The 20,123-nt window shown below is 40.5% G+C and carries 15 protein-coding genes, 7 tRNA genes and 3 rRNA genes; all 25 read left to right on the top strand.

The window, feature by feature from the left end; genetic code table 11:
- The first annotated feature begins 32 nt into the window (after positions 1-32).
- The 25 genes from NST00_RS04610 to tsaD all read left to right on the top strand — a co-directional run bounded on the left by NST00_RS04610 (position 33) and on the right by tsaD (position 19,809).
- Positions 33-1,040, top strand: a complete 1,008-nt coding sequence (locus NST00_RS04610) for an outer membrane lipoprotein carrier protein LolA (protein WP_016838309.1) — start codon at positions 33-35, stop codon at positions 1,038-1,040.
- Between the two features lie 92 nt (positions 1,041-1,132).
- Positions 1,133-2,254 (top strand): alanine racemase, encoded by a 1,122-nt coding sequence (gene alr, locus NST00_RS04615; RefSeq protein ID WP_016838308.1) that lies wholly within the window; start codon positions 1,133-1,135, stop codon positions 2,252-2,254.
- Positions 2,255-2,388: 134 nt separating this feature from the next.
- Positions 2,389-2,673, top strand: coding sequence for a hypothetical protein (locus NST00_RS04620; RefSeq protein WP_026019075.1), 285 nt, complete (start codon positions 2,389-2,391; stop codon positions 2,671-2,673).
- A 5-nt stretch (positions 2,674-2,678) separates the two neighbouring features.
- A complete protein-coding gene (locus NST00_RS04625) occupies positions 2,679-3,029 on the top strand; it encodes a type II toxin-antitoxin system PemK/MazF family toxin (protein ID WP_026019074.1) in 351 nt (116 codons plus the stop codon).
- A 324-nt stretch (positions 3,030-3,353) separates the two neighbouring features.
- A complete protein-coding gene (locus NST00_RS04630) occupies positions 3,354-3,755 on the top strand; it encodes an anti-sigma regulatory factor (RefSeq protein WP_016838305.1) in 402 nt (133 codons plus the stop codon).
- Positions 3,756-3,769: 14 nt separating this feature from the next.
- The gene (locus tag NST00_RS04635) at positions 3,770-4,768 is read left to right on the top strand and encodes a PP2C family protein-serine/threonine phosphatase (protein ID WP_016838304.1); all 999 of its coding nucleotides are present in this window, start codon (positions 3,770-3,772) and stop codon (positions 4,766-4,768) included.
- 74 nt (positions 4,769-4,842) lie between these two features.
- Positions 4,843-5,187 (top strand): STAS domain-containing protein, encoded by a 345-nt coding sequence (locus NST00_RS04640; protein ID WP_016838303.1) that lies wholly within the window; start codon positions 4,843-4,845, stop codon positions 5,185-5,187.
- Positions 5,174-5,647, top strand: coding sequence for an anti-sigma B factor RsbW (gene rsbW / locus NST00_RS04645; RefSeq protein ID WP_016838302.1), 474 nt, complete (start codon positions 5,174-5,176; stop codon positions 5,645-5,647). Before NST00_RS04640 ends, rsbW begins: the two co-directional genes overlap by 14 nt.
- A complete protein-coding gene (sigB, locus tag NST00_RS04650) occupies positions 5,622-6,404 on the top strand; it encodes an RNA polymerase sigma factor SigB (protein WP_016838301.1) in 783 nt (260 codons plus the stop codon). The genes rsbW and sigB overlap by 26 nt, the downstream gene beginning before the upstream one ends.
- A gap of 184 nt (positions 6,405-6,588) precedes the next feature.
- A complete protein-coding gene (locus NST00_RS04655; RefSeq protein ID WP_340709679.1) occupies positions 6,589-8,805 on the top strand; it encodes a Tex family protein in 2,217 nt (738 codons plus the stop codon).
- 128 nt (positions 8,806-8,933) lie between these two features.
- Positions 8,934-9,395: a SprT family protein gene (locus NST00_RS04660; RefSeq protein WP_168412642.1), complete on the top strand. Its 462-nt coding sequence runs from the start codon at positions 8,934-8,936 to the stop codon at positions 9,393-9,395.
- A gap of 191 nt (positions 9,396-9,586) precedes the next feature.
- A tRNA-Asn gene (locus tag NST00_RS04665) sits at positions 9,587-9,661 on the top strand.
- A 1-nt stretch (position 9,662) separates the two neighbouring features.
- Positions 9,663-9,734: transfer RNA gene (locus NST00_RS04670), tRNA-Glu, on the top strand.
- Between the two features lie 9 nt (positions 9,735-9,743).
- Positions 9,744-9,819 (top strand) — tRNA-Asp (locus tag NST00_RS04675).
- 4 nt (positions 9,820-9,823) lie between these two features.
- Positions 9,824-9,898: transfer RNA gene (locus NST00_RS04680), tRNA-Gln, on the top strand.
- A 9-nt stretch (positions 9,899-9,907) separates the two neighbouring features.
- Positions 9,908-9,979, top strand: a tRNA-Lys gene (locus NST00_RS04685).
- Between the two features lie 67 nt (positions 9,980-10,046).
- A tRNA-Leu gene (locus NST00_RS04690) sits at positions 10,047-10,132 on the top strand.
- 39 nt (positions 10,133-10,171) lie between these two features.
- Positions 10,172-10,245, top strand: a tRNA-Gly gene (locus NST00_RS04695).
- Positions 10,246-10,379: 134 nt separating this feature from the next.
- Positions 10,380-11,932, top strand: a 16S ribosomal RNA gene (locus NST00_RS04700).
- Positions 11,933-12,236: 304 nt separating this feature from the next.
- Positions 12,237-15,163, top strand: a 23S ribosomal RNA gene (locus tag NST00_RS04705).
- Positions 15,164-15,231: 68 nt separating this feature from the next.
- Positions 15,232-15,346, top strand: a 5S ribosomal RNA gene (gene rrf, locus NST00_RS04710).
- The 16S, 23S and 5S rRNA genes sit together here with 7 tRNA genes alongside, the layout of an rRNA operon.
- Positions 15,347-17,184: 1,838 nt before the next feature.
- Positions 17,185-17,634 (top strand): tRNA (adenosine(37)-N6)-threonylcarbamoyltransferase complex ATPase subunit type 1 TsaE, encoded by a 450-nt coding sequence (tsaE, locus tag NST00_RS04715; RefSeq protein ID WP_096549783.1) that lies wholly within the window; start codon positions 17,185-17,187, stop codon positions 17,632-17,634.
- The gene (gene tsaB, locus NST00_RS04720; RefSeq protein ID WP_096549782.1) at positions 17,631-18,338 is read left to right on the top strand and encodes a tRNA (adenosine(37)-N6)-threonylcarbamoyltransferase complex dimerization subunit type 1 TsaB; all 708 of its coding nucleotides are present in this window, start codon (positions 17,631-17,633) and stop codon (positions 18,336-18,338) included. Before tsaE ends, tsaB begins: the two co-directional genes overlap by 4 nt.
- The gene (gene rimI / locus NST00_RS04725) at positions 18,335-18,778 is read left to right on the top strand and encodes a ribosomal protein S18-alanine N-acetyltransferase (RefSeq protein ID WP_096549781.1); all 444 of its coding nucleotides are present in this window, start codon (positions 18,335-18,337) and stop codon (positions 18,776-18,778) included. The genes tsaB and rimI overlap by 4 nt, the downstream gene beginning before the upstream one ends.
- A complete protein-coding gene (gene tsaD, locus NST00_RS04730; RefSeq protein ID WP_016839628.1) occupies positions 18,778-19,809 on the top strand; it encodes a tRNA (adenosine(37)-N6)-threonylcarbamoyltransferase complex transferase subunit TsaD in 1,032 nt (343 codons plus the stop codon). The genes rimI and tsaD overlap by 1 nt, the downstream gene beginning before the upstream one ends.
- Positions 19,810-20,123: the final 314 nt, after the last annotated feature.

Below are 20,123 nucleotides of genomic sequence, written 5' to 3' on the forward strand. Positions count from 1 at the left end.
TCGTATCGAGTTAGAGTAGAAAGGATGGAGTTTTGAGACACAAAGTCATTATATTTTTCGTTTTGCTGTTAAGTGTCGTCGTGCTGAGTGCTTGCGGTAAAGATTCGAAGGAAGAAGTTTTGGAAAAGCTGCACGAAAAATGGGCAGAAGGCAAAGGATACGAACTCGATGCTACAATGGAAATTAAAACAGGAAACGAACCAAGAGTTTATGATGTTAATGTATGGCACACACAACCAGATTTTTATCGAGTTGAAGTTTCTCAAAAAGATGAAAATGTAACCCAAATGATTATTCGAAATAAAGAAGGAGTATTCGTAGTCACACCTTCATTGAAAAAAACGTACAAGTTCCAAAGTGAATGGCCAAAACAAAATAGCCAACCGTATCTAATTGGAGCGTTAGCTGAAGACTTGTTGGCTGATGAAAATGTTGTGATGGAGGAAACGGAAGATAGCTATATCTTTACTGCTGCAACGAGAAATAATCATAAGAGTATCATGCCTACTCAAAGAGTAACTGTAGATAAGAAAACATTGCTCCCAAAAAGTGTTTCTATATTAGACGAGTCTGAAGAAGAGCAAATGCTAATTACATTTAAAAAGATCGATTTAGGTGTGCAGCATAAAGAAAAAGAATATGCAGTTGAACAATTTACGAAAGATAATGAACCAAATGTAGCGACAGAAAAAGAAAGTACTGAATTCCAAACTCATTATCCTGTATTAACTTGGGGTAATACAACTTTAGTGGATGAAAAACGCATTGAAAACGATGGTGTAGAGCGTGTTATTCTCACATTTGAAGGTGATAAATCCTTCACATTAGTACAAGAACCGATTGAGCTAGGCGAATCTGCAACAATTCCTGTATTCCAACCAGGAGATCCACTAGATTTAGGATTTACAATTGGAGCTATTACAGACCATTCAATTAGTTGGGAAAAAGATGGTATTTCATTCTTCATTGCTTCCAATGATTTAACGAAGGAAGAATTGATTGAAGTTGCAGCGTCAGTTACAGCGGGTAGTTTGAAGTAATTTCATTGCTTTGTTGGACGGAGAGATTTACAATACAAACAAGAAAGCTTAAGATTTGAAGTTTAAAAAAAATAAAAGAGGGAATACTTAATATGCGTAACAATAAGCACTTCCGTCCAACAAAAGCAATTATTGATTTAAATGCAATAAAATACAATGTAAATGAATTAAAAAAACATATTCAACCCAATGTTCAAATTATTGCAGTCGTGAAAGCGAATGCTTATGGACATGGAGATATTGAAGTAGCGAAAGCGGCGTTGGAAGCTGGAGCAAGCATGCTCGCAGTAGCTACTCCTGACGAAGCTCTTCATGTTCGGAAACATATACCGACAGCCGAAATATTAGTGCTAGGATATTCACCAGCATCCTTTGCAGATTACGCAGCAGAAGAAAATATTACATTAACGGTATATTCTCCAAATTGGGTTGAAGAAGCAAAAAAAGTTTGCAACAAGTCACTGAAACTACATATTAAAGTAGATACTGGAATGAATCGTATTGGCGTAACAACAGTAAAAGAGTTGCGCTCCCTGTATGATGCAATTCAATCGGCAGAGCACTTTATACTTGATGGAATTTTTACTCATTTTGCAACAGCAGATGAAGAGGATGATTCTTACTTCCAAAAACAAGTTCATCGATTTGAACAATTTATAAAAGCATTACCTGAAAAACCGAGAATCGTTCATGTCGCGAATACTGCAACCACATTAGTAAAAGATGCACGTTTGCAGTATGATGCAGTACGTTTCGGTATTTCAATGTATGGATTAGCACCATCAAAATTTGTAAAATCGAAACATCCTTTTCCATTTAAACCTGCTTTTTCATTGGAAACGGAATTAGTAGCAATAAAACAAATCGGACCTGGGGAGTCTGTTGGTTATGGAGCTACATTTACTGTTAATGAACCAACTTATATCGGTACATTACCGATTGGTTATGCAGATGGATTAATTCGCAAATATAGCGGACAGGATGTATTGATTGATGGAAAACGAGTACCTATTGTCGGACGAATTTGTATGGATCAATGTATGATTGCTTTACCTACTGCATATAATATTGGTGAAAAAGTTGTTTTAATTGGAAAGCAAAAAAATGAAGAAATTACTATTGATGAGTGGGCTACTAAAGTAGATACAATTAACTACGAAGTTCCTTGCATCATCACTTCCAGAGTACCGAGAATTTATTACAAAAATGACTAAAATACGACAAAATCCTCAACAAAAACTGTAAAAACATCAGAATTTGTAACATCTTGTCTTTTCAACTCTATATTCAGATGATAGAATGAGATAGAGTGATGAGAAAAGGTACGGTTTTTGTGGAGGTGCTTGTTGTGTACGCAAAAAAAGTGAATGGTGCAAAGGAAGTAAAGGTGGCTCTTCCTCAGGAAATGGTAATGGAATTTTGCGGTGGAAATTTAGAATATTCGAATAATGAAACGTTTATTTATACGTTTAAGAGAAGAGAAGCTGCGTGCAAGCAACCAAATCAAATACGGGAAGCTTTGAGAAAAGGCTATGTAGAAATGGCTCAAATTAATTTGTCGATTTCATGTGAATGTCTACATGCCGAGTATGAAGCAGAACATACAGTGGAGCGTCTCGTAAGCGGGGGATGACATTATTGATTGTAAAACGTGGGGACGTTTTCTTTGCAGACTTGTCGCCTGTTGTAGGTTCTGAACAGGGCGGTACAAGGCCTGTGTTAATTATCCAAAATGATATTGGGAATCGATTTAGTCCTACTGTGATTATTGCTGCAATTACTGCGCAAATTCAAAAAGCAAAATTACCTACCCATGTCGAAATAGATGCGAAAAAATATGGATTCGAAAGGGACTCGGTAGTTTTGCTTGAACAATTGCGCACTATAGATAAGTCCAGATTAACCGACCGAATAACCCATCTGGACGATGAGCTGATGGAAAAAGTTGATATCGCTTTGGAAATAAGTTTAGGTTTAATAAAATTTTAATACATATTCGATGAGGCTAATAAAGCAAACGATGCTTTATTAGCTTTTTTTGTTTAAAAAAGAGGAGAATGCAAAGATGATTTAGAAAATAATATTAATTAGATAGAAATAATAATTCGATCGTTCTTATCAAAAATATCTAAATTTTCGAAAGTACCGTCATTGCGGCTATATTTATGTAATTGATGGAAGATTATTCAATACGTTATATTAAATATATAAAATACTATTTTTATCAATATCCTTATCAATATTTTTAACTACATATTGTTTTAATAGAATAAAGACCTAGTGATTAGGGAAAATCAATGGGGGTGTTAATAAATGAGAGATCACCCGACAGTAAATATAGTTACGGAATTAGATATAGTTGCTGCACGTCGATTAAGCCGCTATTTAGCCAAGGAAATTGGCTTTGGAGTTGTTGATCAAGCAAGAATTGCCACCGCTACAAGTGAATTAGCAAAAAATATTTATTTATATGCCACCATGGGGGAAATTATTGTCGAAAAATTAGAGAAAGATGGACGAAAAGGAATTGCTATTACAGCAATAGATAATGGTCCAGGTATTTCTGATCCTCGCAAAATCCTGGAAGATAATTATACAACATCCAATAGTCAAGGAGTCGGACTTCCAGGTGTAAAACGATTAATGGATTCTATCCAAATCAATTCTGAATTAGGTAAAGGAACTGTGATAAGGATTGAAAAGTGGTTGGAATAGGGAGTGTATTCCTCTTGAAAGAATTAAAAGTCCAATATCAAAAAGTTTTATCAGATTATTTATTAAATCAAAATGAAAGCAATCTATACATCGGTCAAAATTTAGTGCGCCAATTAATGAAGAGTAATGTTTCTCCTGAAGATTTAGTTAGTATTCATAAACAGTCGCTAGAATATATTGTTCCAGATCTTCCTGATTCTGTATTAAATTCTTTTGATTTTTTAATCGAAGTGATGGTTGACTTTGGATTGATGTTAAAGGAACATCAAAGTTTATTATTAAAGCAAGAAGAGATTCGAATTGAAATGGAAATAGCCGCAAAAATTCAGAATTTATTGCTTGAAACAAAAATTCCGAAACCAAACGGTCTTGATATTGGAATGGTTTCTGTGCCTGTTCGAAAAATGAATGGTGACTATGTTCACTTTATGCATGATGATGGGAAATATTTTAGTGTAGCTGTTACGGATGTAGTTGGCAAAGGTGTACCTGCAGCACTATGTATGTCGATGGTGAAATATGGTTTGGATACGTTAGAATATGCAAACAATAATCCTTCCTATGTTTTAGAAGTATTAAATCGTATTATTGAAAAGAGCGTTGATGACAGTATGTTCGTATCCATGTTTTACGGTCGATATGATTTAGAAAAGGATATATTTACTTTTGGTTCCGCGGGGCATGAACCTGCACTCTACTATAACTCCAAACAACAAACATTTACAGATTTAGATTCTAATGGATTATTATTAGGAGTATTGCCTGAGATGAAGTACTCTCAAACTGACATTCATCTATCAGAAAATGATTTTATTATTATGATTACTGATGGTGTAACTGAATTTAGAAAAATGGACAACTTTGACTCACGAACATATATTAAGGAATTAGCGAAATCGTTAAATCATTTAAGTGCGCAAGAAATGTGTGAGAAGATTTTTGAATACTTAAATAAATTGCAAGATTTTCTATTGGAAGATGATTTTACTATTGTTACAATTAAAAAATATTAGAAAGTAATATAATTATAGGTTTAATCATTGTATTTTGGGGGAAAGGTACTATAGTCAATTTGGAGGTGTCCTGGATGAATGTCAATGTACAATTTCGGGAAGAAGGGAATCGTATATATGGGGTAATAGAAGGAGAAATCGACACTTACACTGCTCCAATGTTAAGGGAGGAACTAGAGGTAATCACAATCAATAAAAGTTCGATTATTGAATTAGACCTATCAAAAGTTACCTATATGGATAGTACGGGATTGGGAGTTTTTGTTGCATTTTATAAAAAAGTATTAAAAGAAAATGCCGAATTAAAGTTAGTACGCCTATCTAGTCGCTTAGCTAGATTGTTTGAAATCACTGGGCTGAGTGAATTAATGGATATTGAAACTGATAAAAAGGTGGAACCAGCTAATGAGTGCATTTGATTATGTAGAAATACGAATTCCTGCGAAGCCACAATATGTAAGTGTTATTCGGCTTTCGATATCTGGTTTAGCAACTCGAGTAGGCTTTTTTTATGATGAAATTGAAGATATGAAAATCGCAGTCAGTGAGGCGGTTACAAATGTAGTGCAACATGCCTATCATGGTTTGGATGAAGGAGAAATCGTCATCGGCTGTGCATTGTACAATAATAAAATGGAAATTATGGTTTCAGATTATGGAAATGGATTTAATTTTGAAGAGATTAAGTCGAAAATTGGACCATATCGAGAAGACGAAAATATTAGAAGTTTACGAGAAGGTGGACTCGGACTTTATTTAATGGAAACTTTAATGGACGAGGTGAGAGTAAATAATGAAGGTGGAGTTACTGTTTTCATGACGAAATATGTCGCAAGAGAGCAGGTGAAAGAAAATGTCCACAAAATCCCAATCACTTAGGCAGGAAGAAGAAGTTGTTTCTGTCATTCTCCAATATCAACAAACAGGAGATGAAGAACTTCTGACAAGCATTGTGCTTCATTATGAGAATTTAGTTGAATCCATTGCTAAAAAATATTCCTATGGAAAATCGCTCTATGATGATGTGTTTCAAGTTGGGATGTTGGGATTGTTGGGTGCAATTAAACGTTATGATCCCTCTCTTGGCAAAAATTTTGAAGTTTTTGCTATTCCGACAATCATTGGCGAAATTAAACGTTTTTTGCGTGATAAAACTTGGGATGTTCATGTTCCACGCCGTATAAAAGAGTTAGGACCGAAGATAAAATCAGCAGTGGAATTGTTAACAGTGAAATTACAGCACTCTCCTACCATTCCAGAAATCGCGGATTACTTAGATGTTGAAGTGGAAGAAGTATTGGAAGCAATGGAAATCGGAAAAAATTATCAAGCGTTATCGATTGATCATTCGATTGAATCAGATACGGATGGAAGTACCGTTACTTTATTAGATATGCTAGGAAAAGAGGATGATCGTTTCGAGCTTACAAATAAAAGAATTGTATTTTCTGAAGTAATAGATATCTTATCAGAACGGGAAAAGCAAATTCTTCAGCTTACCTTTTTAGATCAATTAAGTCAAAAAGAAGCTGGTGAAATGTTAGGAATTTCTCAAATGCATGTTTCTCGTATACAGAGAAAAGCCATTGAAAAACTGAAGAGCGCTATTACGACTAATAGCAGTGTTTCAATTTAATAGAATAGAAAATGTGGACAAGCCTGCTCACTGGAGTGGGCTATTTTTATATAAGTGTTCTTACTTACTATTACAAATACATCAATTGGTCATTTAAATAAGTATAATGATAAAATAACTCTGTCTAAATAATTTTTTAGTCGATTGAATTGGAAAGGTTCTAAGGTAGAAAGGCAGTGGAAAAATGGACGAAAAGCAAATGCTTCAATTGATTGCAAACGACGCAGAAGTTAAACCATCCCAAGTGGAAGCGGTCATTAAATTATTAGAAGACGGGAATACAGTGCCATTCATCGCACGTTATCGTAAAGAAGCAACTGGCTCCCTTGATGAAGTGCAGATTAAATTGATTGAAGAACGCTATCATTATATACAACAACTAGAGCAAAGAAAAGAAGAGGTTATTCGGCTAATCGATGAGCAAGGAAAATTGACAGAAGAATTAGCCGCTGAAATTCGAGCAGCAACGATTTTGCAACGAGTGGAAGATTTATATCGCCCATATAAACAGAAACGTCGAACAAAAGCTACTGTAGCCAAAGAGCGAGGTTTAGAACCGTTAGCTGAAGAATTAATGAAATTTGGAAACGATCCAGTAGAGAAGTTAGCCAGCCCATTCATTAATGAAGAGAAAGAAGTATTCACGGTAGAAGATGCGATAAATGGTGCTAAAGATATTTTAGCTGAACGTTTTTCTGATGATGCAAAAATTCGTGATTTATTAAGAAAACTAACGTGGAGAGAAGGGCTCATTACTACTTCGGTAAAAGATGAGAATAAAGATGAAAAGAAAGTATTTGAAATGTATTATGAATACGAAGAACCTGTAAAATCTATTGTTCCTCACCGAACACTAGCCATCAACCGGGGCGAAAAAGAAGAAGTGCTAAAAGTATCCATCCATGTCCCATTAGAGAAGGCTCTTTTCATCATGGAAAAAGAATGGATTCCGTTCAAATCGAACTCACCTTCAATTACACCGGTGAAAGAAGCAATTGAAGATAGTTACAAACGCCTGATTCAACCTTCAATTGAAAGAGAAATTCGAAACGAATTAACTGAAAAGGCAGAAATTCAAGCAATTCATATTTTCTCAGAAAATTTAAGAAGCTTACTTTTACAACCGCCAATACGCGGCATTATGGTTCTTGGAATAGACCCTGCATATCGAACGGGTTGTAAATTAGCGGTTGTTGACGAAACCGGAAAAATGTTAGAAGTTTCAGCCATTTACCCACATCCGCCAGTTTCGAAAACAGAAGAATCGAAAGAGATAATCAAATCGTTATTGAATAAATATCCAATTGATATTATTGCAATTGGTAATGGTACGGCATCTAGAGAAACTGAACAATTTATTGCGGATGTTCTAAAAGAAGTGGAACGAAAGGTATCTTATGTCATCGTTAATGAAGCAGGAGCATCCGTATATTCTGCTTCTGAAATTGCTAGGGAAGAATTTCCTGACTTACAAGTAGAGCAACGAAGTGCTGTTTCAATCGCAAGACGCCTACAAGATCCATTATCAGAACTCGTAAAAATCGATCCTAAAGCAGTAGGTGTTGGTCAATATCAACATGATGTATCCCAAAAGAAATTAGCAGAATCGTTAACGTTTATTGTAGAGACGGCCGTGAACCAAGTAGGAGTTGACGTAAATACTGCATCAAGTTCGTTGTTGCAATATGTTTCAGGTCTTTCTAAATCTGTAGCAGAAAATATTGTAAAAATGAGAAGTGAAAATGGAAAATTTACATCACGCACTCAATTGAAAAAAGTGCCTCGACTGGGCGCCAAAACTTATGAACAAGCAATCGGATTCTTGCGGATACCAGATGCAGAAAATCCATTCGATGCAACGGGTATTCACCCAGAAAGCTATCCAATAGCGGAAAGAATACTTGAAATTTGTGGACTAACTCAACAAGATATTGGTACTGAAAAATGTGAAAAGACGCTAAGTGAAGTGAACTTGGTAGAACTAAGCGAGAAATTAGGTGTTGGTGAAATCACAATTAAAGATATTGTAGATAGTTTAATGAAGCCGATGAGGGACCCTCGCGATGAGTTCCCGCAACCGTTGTTAAAAACCGATGTTTTAAAAATGGAAGATTTACAAGTGGGAATGGAATTACAAGGCACTGTTCGAAATGTTGTAGACTTTGGAGCTTTTGTTGATATCGGGGTTAAACAAGATGGTCTTGTGCACATTTCAAAATTGAAAAAAGGAAGAGTGAAACATCCGCTTGATGTCGTTTCCTTAGGTGATATTGTAACGGTTTGGGTAGAAAAAGTAGAAATTGAAAAAGGTAGAATTTCTTTAACGATGATTCCACCGGAAAAAGAAAATGTTGCTAACGAAATGGAAAGTGAAAACTTAATAATAGTTGTCATGTATTAAATGATAAATTATCAGTTCTATTATATTAGAAGTGCTAGGGGTGTCTAAACAACCAGACACCTCTTTTATTATTATGATAAACTTGTGTTGAAAAGGGATAAAATATTGTAATGAAGAACGGTGGGAAAATGACTGATCAAGAGTTACAACAACTAGTGGAACAATTGTCTTTAGAGTATTTCGGTCGACAGTTTATACATAAAGCTTATTTTAATCCTAGGTTAAGAACAACAGGAGGACGATACTTGCTTAAAAGTCACAATATTGAAATCAATAAAAAGTCATATGAGCTTTTTGGGATTAATGAATTACGGGGGATTATACTTCACGAACTTTGCCATTATCATTTACATATTCAAGGGAAAGGATATAAGCATCGCGATAAAGATTTTCGAGATTTATTAACTAAAGTTGGAGCACCTAGATATTGTTCTAGAATCGAAGAAAACATTAGAAAATATAATAAGATGATTCATTTATATGAATGCTTATCTTGTAAACAACAATATCCTAGAAAGCGAAGAATAGATGTTAGCAAATATCGTTGTGGTAAATGTTACGGCTTTTTAAAAAAATTAATGTACCCATGAAAAAATAGCTTTACATTATTAATAATTTATGTTAAATTATTAAAGTCGCTAAAATTACTTAGTTAGACCGTTGAATCCTCGAAAGCTACACATATTCATGAAAATAAAAATAATGAAAAAAAGTGTTGACTTTTCGGATGACCGTCTTTATAATAATAAAAGTCGGCAGGATGATTCTGCAAAATGATTATTCCGAAGTAGCTCAGTGGTAGAGCAACCGGCTGTTAACCGGTTGGTCGTAGGTTCGAATCCTACCTTCGGAGCCATGGCCCCTTGGTCAAGTGGTTAAGACACCGCCCTTTCACGGCGGTAACACGGGTTCGAATCCCGTAGGGGTCATTATAATTAGGTCCCGTGGTGTAGCGGTTAACATGCCTGCCTGTCACGCAGGAGATCGCCGGTTCGATCCCGGTCGGGACCGCCATTATTGGGGTATAGCCAAGTGGTAAGGCAACGGATTTTGATTCCGTCATGCCCAGGTTCGAATCCTGGTACCCCAGCCATTCCATTATGAGCCATTAGCTCAGTGGTAGAGCATCTGACTTTTAATCAGAGGGTCGAAGGTTCGAGTCCTTCATGGCTCACTTCTTTTATTAAAAACGCTTGACAAATTAAATCGAAAGTGTATAATTGATAAAGCCACCGATAAATGCGGTCGTGGCGGAATGGCAGACGCGCTAGGTTGAGGGCCTAGTGGGGGCAACCCCGTGGAGGTTCAAGTCCTCTCGGCCGCACCAAGTGCTAATGCGAGATCTATAACAATTCTTAATAATAACGCGGGTGTAGTTTAATGGTAAAACCTCAGCCTTCCAAGCTGATGTCGTGGGTTCGATTCCCATCACCCGCTCCATTTTTATGTATTAAATAATAAGAATGAACCTTGAAAACTGAACAACAAAACGTTAATGCAATAAATTATCTAGTTGTTAACCCTCGTTAACAATCTAGATTCGGACATTAAATTTTGAGCAAATCAAATTTTCTTTTATGGAGAGTTTGATCCTGGCTCAGGACGAACGCTGGCGGCGTGCCTAATACATGCAAGTCGAGCGAACCAATTGAAAGCCTAGCTTTCATGAGGTTAGCGGCGGACGGGTGAGTAACACGTGGGTAACCTGCCCTATAGACTGGGATAACTCGCGGAAACGCGTGCTAATACCGGATAATACATCAAAGTGCATGCTTTGATGTTGAAAGATGGTTCTGCTATCACTATAGGATGGGCCCGCGGCGCATTAGCTTGTTGGTGGGGTAACGGCCTACCAAGGCGACGATGCGTAGCCGACCTGAGAGGGTGATCGGCCACACTGGGACTGAGACACGGCCCAGACTCCTACGGGAGGCAGCAGTAGGGAATCTTCCACAATGGGCGAAAGCCTGATGGAGCAACGCCGCGTGAGCGAAGAAGGTCTTCGGATCGTAAAGCTCTGTTGTAAGGGAAGAACAAGTGCAGTAGTAACTGGCTGCACCTTGACGGTACCTTACTAGAAAGCCACGGCTAACTACGTGCCAGCAGCCGCGGTAATACGTAGGTGGCAAGCGTTGTCCGGAATTATTGGGCGTAAAGCGCGCGCAGGCGGTCTCTTAAGTCTGATGTGAAAGCCCCCGGCTTAACCGGGGAGGGTCATTGGAAACTGGGAGACTTGAGTGCAGGAGAGGGAAGCGGAATTCCATGTGTAGCGGTGAAATGCGTAGAGATATGGAGGAACACCAGTGGCGAAGGCGGCTTCCTGGCCTGTAACTGACGCTGAGGCGCGAAAGCGTGGGGAGCAAACAGGATTAGATACCCTGGTAGTCCACGCCGTAAACGATGAGTGCTAAGTGTTAGGGGGTTTCCACCCCTTAGTGCTGCAGCTAACGCATTAAGCACTCCGCCTGGGGAGTACGGTCGCAAGACTGAAACTCAAAGGAATTGACGGGGGCCCGCACAAGCGGTGGAGCATGTGGTTTAATTCGAAGCAACGCGAAGAACCTTACCAGGTCTTGACATCCCGCTGACCGCTATGGAGACATAGCCTTCCCTTCGGGGACAGCGGTGACAGGTGGTGCATGGTTGTCGTCAGCTCGTGTCGTGAGATGTTGGGTTAAGTCCCGCAACGAGCGCAACCCTTGTCCTTAGTTGCCATCATTCAGTTGGGCACTCTAAGGAGACTGCCGTACAAATACGGAGGAAGGTGGGGATGACGTCAAATCATCATGCCCCTTATGACCTGGGCTACACACGTGCTACAATGGACGGTACAAACGGTCGCGAAGTCGCGAGACGGAGCCAATCCGAAAAAACCGTTCTCAGTTCGGATTGCAGGCTGCAACTCGCCTGCATGAAGCCGGAATCGCTAGTAATCGCGGATCAGCATGCCGCGGTGAATACGTTCCCGGGCCTTGTACACACCGCCCGTCACACCACGAGAGTCTGTAACACCCGAAGTCGGTGAGGTAACCCTTTCGGGAGCCAGCCGCCGAAGGTGGGACAGATGATTGGGGTGAAGTCGTAACAAGGTAGCCGTATCGGAAGGTGCGGCTGGATCACCTCCTTTCTAAGGATATATACGGAAGCATTAGCGTTTTGTGTTCAGTTTTGAAGGTTTATGACCTTCAAAGTTATAGTGTTGTTCTTTGAAAACTGGATAAACGACATTGAAAGCAAGATATTTACTGTAAAGCGTAAACAACTAGGCTAACACGACGTAAATGCGACGTGGATTAAAAGCCGTAAGGGTTGCGAGACGCAAGCAAGACAAGGAAATGAGCGAGTGAGAACCGGAGTGTACTATATGCGTACATGAGGATTCGAACGAGCGAAATTGACGAAGTATTGCGCAGCGTATCGAAAACCGAAAAGGTTAAGTTGTTAAGGGCGCACGGTGGATGCCTTGGCACTAGGAGCCGATGAAGGACGGGACTAACACCGATATGCTTCGGGGAGCTGTAAGTAAGCTTTGATCCGGAGATTTCCGAATGGGGGAACCCACTGTTCGTAATGGAACAGTATCTTAACGTGAATCCATAGCGTTAAGAAGGCACACCCAGGGAACTGAAACATCTAAGTACCTGGAGGAGAAGAAAGAAAAATCGATTCCCTGAGTAGCGGCGAGCGAAACGGGAACAGCCCAAACCAAGAGGCTTGCCTCTTGGGGTTGTAGGACACTCTATACGGAGTTACAAAAGGATGGGTTAGACGAACCGTTCTGGAAAGGACGGCCAGAGAAGGTAAAAGCCCTGTAGTCGAAAATCCATCCTCTCCTGAGTGGATCCTGAGTACGGCGGAACACGTGAAATTCCGTCGGAATCCGGGAGGACCATCTCCCAAGGCTAAATACTCCCTAGTGACCGATAGTGAACCAGTACCGTGAGGGAAAGGTGAAAAGCACCCCGGGAGGGGAGTGAAAGAGAACCTGAAACCGTGTGCCTACAAGTAGTCAGAGCCCGTTAACGGGTGATGGCGTGCCTTTTGTAGAATGAACCGGCGAGTTACGATTACGTGCAAGGTTAAGCAGAAGATGCGGAGCCGCAGCGAAAGCGAGTCTGAATAGGGCGTTTTGAGTACGTGGTCGTAGACCCGAAACCAGGTGATCTACCCATGTCCAGGGTGAAGGTGAGGTAACACTCACTGGAGGCCCGAACCCACGCACGTTGAAAAGTGCGGGGATGAGGTGTGGGTAGCGGAGAAATTCCAATCGAACTTGGAGATAGCTGGTTCTCTCCGAAATAGCTTTAGGGCTAGCCTCGTGTGAAGAATACTGGAGGTAGAGCACTGTTTGGACTAGGGGCCCACCTCGGGTTACCGAATTCAGACAAACTCCGAATGCCAGCTATTTATACACGGGAGTCAGACTACGAGTGATAAGATCCGTGGTCAAAAGGGAAACAGCCCAGACCACCAGCTAAGGTCCCAAAGTAATCGTTAAGTGGAAAAGGATGTGGCGTTGCTTAGACAACCAGGATGTTGGCTTAGAAGCAGCCATCATTTAAAGAGTGCGTAATAGCTCACTGGTCGAGTGACGCTGCGCCGAAAATGTAACGGGGCTAAACGATTCACCGAAGCTGTGGATTCGTGCGTTGCACGAGTGGTAGGAGAGCGTTCTAAGTGCGTCGAAGTCAGACCGGAAGGACTGGTGGAGCGCTTAGAAGTGAGAATGCCGGTATGAGTAGCGAAAGATGGGTGAGAATCCCATCCACCGAATGACTAAGGTTTCCTGAGGAAGGCTCGTCCGCTCAGGGTTAGTCGGGACCTAAGTCGAGGCCGAAAGGCGTAGACGATGGACAACAGGTTGATATTCCTGTACCACCTCCCCGCCGTTTGAGTGATGGGGGGACGCAGGAGGATAGGGAATGCACGCCGTTGGTCGAGCGTGTCCAAGCAGCAAGGCGTGGAAGTAGGCAAATCCGCTTCCTAATACGCTGAGCTGTGATGGGGAGCGCGTTACGCGCGAAGTTCCTGATTTCACACTGCCAAGAAAAGCCTCTAGCGAGGCGGGAGGTGCCCGTACCGCAAACCGACACAGGTAGTCGAGGAGAGAATCCTAAGGTGAGCGAGAGAACTCTCGTTAAGGAACTCGGCAAAATGACCCCGTAACTTCGGGAGAAGGGGTGCTCATTGGGGTGCAAGCCCTGATGAGCCGCAGTGAATAGGCCCAGGCGACTGTTTAGCAAAAACACAGGTCTCTGCAAAACCGTAAGGTGAAGTATAGGGGCTGACGCCTGCCCGGTGCTGGAAGGTTAAGAGGAGGAGTTAGCGCAAGCGAAGCTCCGAATTGAAGCCCCAGTAAACGGCGGCCGTAACTATAACGGTCCTAAGGTAGCGAAATTCCTTGTCGGGTAAGTTCCGACCCGCACGAAAGGCGTAACGATCTGGGCACTGTCTCAACGAGAGACTCGGTGAAATTATAGTACCTGTGAAGATGCAGGTTACCCGCGACAGGACGGAAAGACCCCGTGGAGCTTTACTGTAACCTGATATTGAATTTCGGTGCAACTTGTACAGGATAGGTAGGAGCCGTAGAAGGGGGAGCGCCAGCTTCCCTGGAGGCGCCCTTGGGATACTACCCTGGTTGTACTGAAATTCTAACCCGCAAGCCTGATCGGCTTGGGAGACAGTGTCAGGTGGACAGTTTGACTGGGGCGGTCGCCTCCTAAAAGGTAACGGAGGCGCCCAAAGGTTCCCTCAGAATGGTTGGAAATCATTCGCAGAGTGTAAAGGCATAAGGGAGCTTGACTGCGAGACCTACAAGTCGAGCAGGGTCGAAAGACGGGCTTAGTGATCCGGTGGTTCCGCATGGAAGGGCCATCGCTCAACGGATAAAAGCTACCCCGGGGATAACAGGCTTATCTCCCCCAAGAGTCCACATCGACGGGGAGGTTTGGCACCTCGATGTCGGCTCATCGCATCCTGGGGCTGTAGTCGGTCCCAAGGGTTGGGCTGTTCGCCCATTAAAGCGGTACGCGAGCTGGGTTCAGAACGTCGTGAGACAGTTCGGTCCCTATCCGTCGTGGGCGTAGGAAATTTGAGAGGAGCTGTCCTTAGTACGAGAGGACCGGGATGGACACACCGCTGGTGTACCAGTTGTCTTGCCAAAGGCACCGCTGGGTAGCTATGTGTGGACGGGATAAGTGCTGAAAGCATCTAAGCATGAAGCCCCCCTCAAGATGAGATTTCCCATTGCATAAGCAAGTAAGATCCCTCAAAGACGATGAGGTAGATAGGTCCGAGGTGGAAGCACGGTGACGTGTGGAGCTGACGGATACTAATCGATCGAGGACTTAACCAATCATTTCAATGTCGTTATCCAGTTTTGAGAGAATAACCTCTCTGAAATTACATACATAATCAAATGAGTCTAGTGACGATGGCAAAGAGGTCACACCCGTTCCCATACCGAACACGGAAGTTAAGCTCTTTAGCGCCGATGGTAGTAAGGGGTCCCCCTTGTGAGAGTAGGACGTTGCTAGGCTCAAAAAGCTATTACTGACGTAAGGTCGGTAGTGGCTTTTTTTTATGCCCCTTACTACCAAGGACTGAAAGTCCAATCGGCGCGATACAGAAACCACATGCTAAACAAAAGCAAAATAAATATTTGAAGGAGACGAGAAGCACGGGGACCAAGAAGTTCAAGGAAGCGAGGCAGCCCGGAGCGGAGCGTACAGTGTACGTGAGCACCGGACTGCCGAAGCTGACACAGAAATTCGCCGGTCAACGTGCTTCGGAGTTAGCGCCGATGGTAGAAAGGGTCCCCCTTGTGAGAGTAGGACGTTGTTTTTTAATATGACACTGTAAATTGCAAATTTTACAAGTGAAAACCCAACGGTTTAAAAAAACAATAAATAGTTAATATTTACAGCATATAATTGAAAATAACAACAAGGACAAAAAGTCCACTCGAGTTCGATAAACCGCAGTACATCTAAAGAAACACTACAAAAGAAAAAGCATATATAACATTTAATTTCAATAAAAAGAGAAGATACAGTGTACGTGAGCACCGGACCGCCGAAGCTGACGCAGAAATTCGCCGGTCAACGTGCTTCGGAGTTAGCGCCGATGGTAGAAAGGGGTCCCCCTTGTGAGAGTAGGACGTTGCTAGGCTCAAAAAGCTATTACTGACGTAAGGTCGGTAGTGGCTTTTTTTTATGCCCCTTACTACCAAGGACTGAAAGTCCAATCGGCGCGATACAGAAACCACATGCTAAACAAAAGCAAAATAAATATTTGAAGGAGACGAGAAGCACGGGGACCAAGAAGTTCAAGGAAGCGAGGCAGCCCGGAGCGGAGCGTACAGTGTACGTGAGCACCGGACTGCCGAAGCTGACACAGAAATTCGCCGGTCAACGTGCTTCGGAGTTAGCGCCGATGGTAGAAAGGGTCCCCCTTGTGAGAGTAGGACGTTGTTTTTTAATATGACACTGTAAATTGCAAATTTTACAAGTGAAAACCCAACGGTTTAAAAAAACAATAAATAGTTAATATTTACAGCATTTAATTGAAAATAACAACAAGGACAAAAAGTCCACTCGAGTTCGATAAACCGCAGTACATCTAAAGAAACACTACAAAAGAAAAAGCATATATAACATTTAATTTCAATAAAAAGAGAAGATACAGTGTACGTGAGCACCGGACCGCCGAAGCTGACACAGAAATTCGCCGGTCAACGTGCTTCGGAGTTAGTGCCGATGGTAGAAAGGGGTCCCCTTGCGAGAGTAGGACATTGCTTTTCCATAATATCACGCAAAGTGGTGCTTATTTCACAAGTGAAAATCTAACGGTTTAAAAGTTGAAATCAAATGTGACGATGAATTTGAACCATAATTTGTAATACATTACAGTAGCTTTTTTGTAAAGCCCCCTCTATTTTATTGCTAGAAATTGTTATTGCAAGCCGCATATTTTACACATATAAATAAAAATACACTCCACCTAATCTGATTCGAAACAAACGGTCATGACATCATCGAATCAACACCATGTCATAAAAGCAAGTAAAGAATAAATATATTAGTAATATCCCTTTTTGAGGTGGAAAAATGAGACGGTTAAGAAGAAATATAATGGTGATAATTTTTATATTAATTGCAAGTCTTATTCATTTTATCTTTCATTATTTTCTTCAATAAGTGGATAGGGAAACGCATCTCTCTATAAAATGAAAACAATTTATTTCTAGATAAGAAATGAATGAGTTACTATATAGAGAGATGTTTTTTTTTGGATTTATAAATGATACATTTTGAATTAATGAATTCTTTTAGATAAACTATTGTTAATGTTAGGGTGAGAGGATACGTGAAGACGATGTACGAAAAGGAAGTGCATTCTTTAGAAGAAACAAATCAACTTGGAATTCGTTTAGCGAATTTACTTGAGCCGGGAGATAATCTAACATTTGAAGGGGATTTAGGTGCCGGGAAAACAACATTTATTCAAGCTTTAGCGAAAGGACTGGGTATTTCCCGAACAGTGAATAGCCCTACTTTTACAATCATGAAACAATATGAAGGGAAGTTGCCGCTTAATCACTTAGATGTGTATCGTTTAGAAAATAGTGATGAAGATTTAGGATGGGATGAAATATTTTATGGTGATGCGGTAACGGTAATTGAATGGGCACATTTAATTGAGGAAAATCTACCGGATGAAAGATTAGATATTGAAATTCAACGAATTGATGAAAATAAAAGAAAATTTATATTTAGACCAATAGGAAAACGGTATGAACGATTATGTGAGGAGTTATTTACATGATTTGGTTAGGAATTGAAACATCAAACGCTCCACTTTCCGTCGCTATCGTAAGAGACGGAGAAGTGCTTTCAGAAATAGTACAAAATACAAAATCAACACATTCTGTTACTTGTATGCCAACAATAGAAGAGGTATTTCGAAAAACTAACTTAAAACCTGTTGATATTGATGCCGTAGCGGTTTCCGAAGGTCCTGGTTCGTATACTGGGCTAAGAATCGGGGTAACGATTGCAAAAACGTTATCTTGGACTTTAAAGAAACCATTAGTTGGCATATCAAGTCTAAAAGTGCTTGCAAGTAATGTTGAATTGTTTGATGGCATTATTTGCACGATGTTTGATGCTAGAAGAAAGAATGTATACGCTGCAGTATATAAAGGGAAAGAATTGAAAACGATTATTCCAGAACATCATGGATCTTTGGAAGAACTGTTGCAACAGTTAAAAGAGTATCAAGAAACAATTATGTTTGTTGGTTCAGATGTGAAAAAATTTAAGGAAGAGATTCAATCCGTTTTAGGTGAACAGGCTAAATTTGCACCGCCTTCACTTAACTTACCGAGAGCTTCAAAATTAATCGAATTAGCTGAAAAAGAACCATTGCCAACATTAGAAATGGTTCATTCCTTTGTGCCAAAATATCATCGTTTAGCTGAAGCAGAGGCAAATTGGTTAAAAGCACATCAAAAGGAGCAAAAAGGATGATTCACTATCGAAAAATGACGGCACAAGATGTGGAGGCAGTGCATGCGATAGAGGTTGAATCGTTTCCAACTCCTTGGACCGAGGATTCTTTTCATTACGAAATGAGAGAAAATCCCTTTGCTCATTACATTGTAGCAGAAGATGACCATGGAACAATTGTTGGATATTGCGGTATCTGGATTGTCGTTGATTCTGCTCAAATTACCAATGTGGCGGTTACTGAAAAATCAAGAGGACAAGGCATTGGTGAAGGGCTTATGCGAGAGGCAATGAGAGTAGCGAAAGAACACAATGCGGAAACGATGAGTTTAGAAGTACGTGTATCAAACATAGTGGCACAAAATTTATACCGAAAGCTCGGATTCCAAGATGGCGGAATTCGGAAAGGATATTATACAGATAACCAGGAAGATGCTCTAGTAATGTGGGTGAATTTATAATGGAAAACTTAATTTTAGCAATTGAAACAAGCTGTGATGAGACAGCTGCTAGCGTAATTAGAAATGGAAATGAAATTCTTTCAAACGTAGTAGCTTCACAAATCGATAGTCAAAAAAGATTTGGGGGGGTCGTACCAGAAATTGCGTCTCGCCACCATGTTGAACAAATAACGGTTGTAATTGAAGAAGCATTGGAAAAGGCAAGCATTGTACCATCAGATTTAGACGCAGTGGCAGTGACGGAAGGCCCAGGACTAGTTGGTGCATTGCTTATCGGCATTAATGCAGCAAAAGCCTTTGCCTTTGCTCACGGATTACCGATTATTGGGGTGCACCATATTGCCGGTCACATATATGCAAGTGCGCTTGTTGAACCAATGAAATTTCCTTTATTAGCACTTGTTGTATCTGGAGGGCATACGGAATTAATCTATATGAAAGAACATGGATCTTTTGAAGTCATTGGAGAAACTCGCGATGATGCGGCCGGGGAAGCTTATGATAAAGTAGCGCGGGTGTTAAATTTACCTTATCCCGGTGGTCCGCATATTGATCGAATGGCTCATGAAGCTAAAAAAGGTGTAGATTTTCCACGAGCGTGGTTAGAAGATACGTATGATTTTAGTTTTAGTGGATTAAAATCAGCTGTTATTAATTATAAACATAATTTGGAGCAAAGAGGACAATCAATTGTGCCTGAAGAAGTCGCAAAAGGCTTCCAAGACAGTGTTGTAGAAGTATTGACAACTAAAACGATAAAAGCAGCTAAGGAATTAGGGGTTAAACAAGTAATAGTAGCTGGTGGTGTTTCTGCAAATCGTGGATTGCGAGAAAGTTTAAGTAAAGCGCTTGAACAGGAAGGGATACCATTTACGGCTCCACCACTTTCTTTATGCACAGATAATGCAGCAATGATTGGCGCCTGTGCGGCTTACATGTTTGAAGCGGGAGTAAGATCCGATTTATCGATGAATGGTTTGCCAGGGAAAGAATTGAAAAGTTGGAGTAATACAGACGACAAACTTCGATAAAAGTATAATATTTTCTTCAGAAAAAGATGGGGTATGACATGAAGTCATATCCTTTTTATTTATACACAAAATTATACACAGAATTAAAATATTGAATATTTTTCTTAAAACTTATTCGCAAGTTTGTGAATAGTTTTCTTTTTTGTCAAGACGAACATTCGTACTTATGCACAATCTGTGTATAACTTGTGGATAACCTGTGATAAAGCTGTGAAAAATCAATATATTGTGTGTATTTTTCCAGAACGAAGTGTGGATTTTTTTTTCTGGTGATGTGGATAATGTGGAAAAGGCTGTTGATATGTTGGTATCAC

Origin of the sequence: Ureibacillus sp. FSL K6-0165, from assembly GCF_038004285.1 — a bacterium.
Taxonomy (GTDB): Bacteria; Bacillota; Bacilli; order Bacillales_A; family Planococcaceae; genus Ureibacillus; species Ureibacillus thermosphaericus.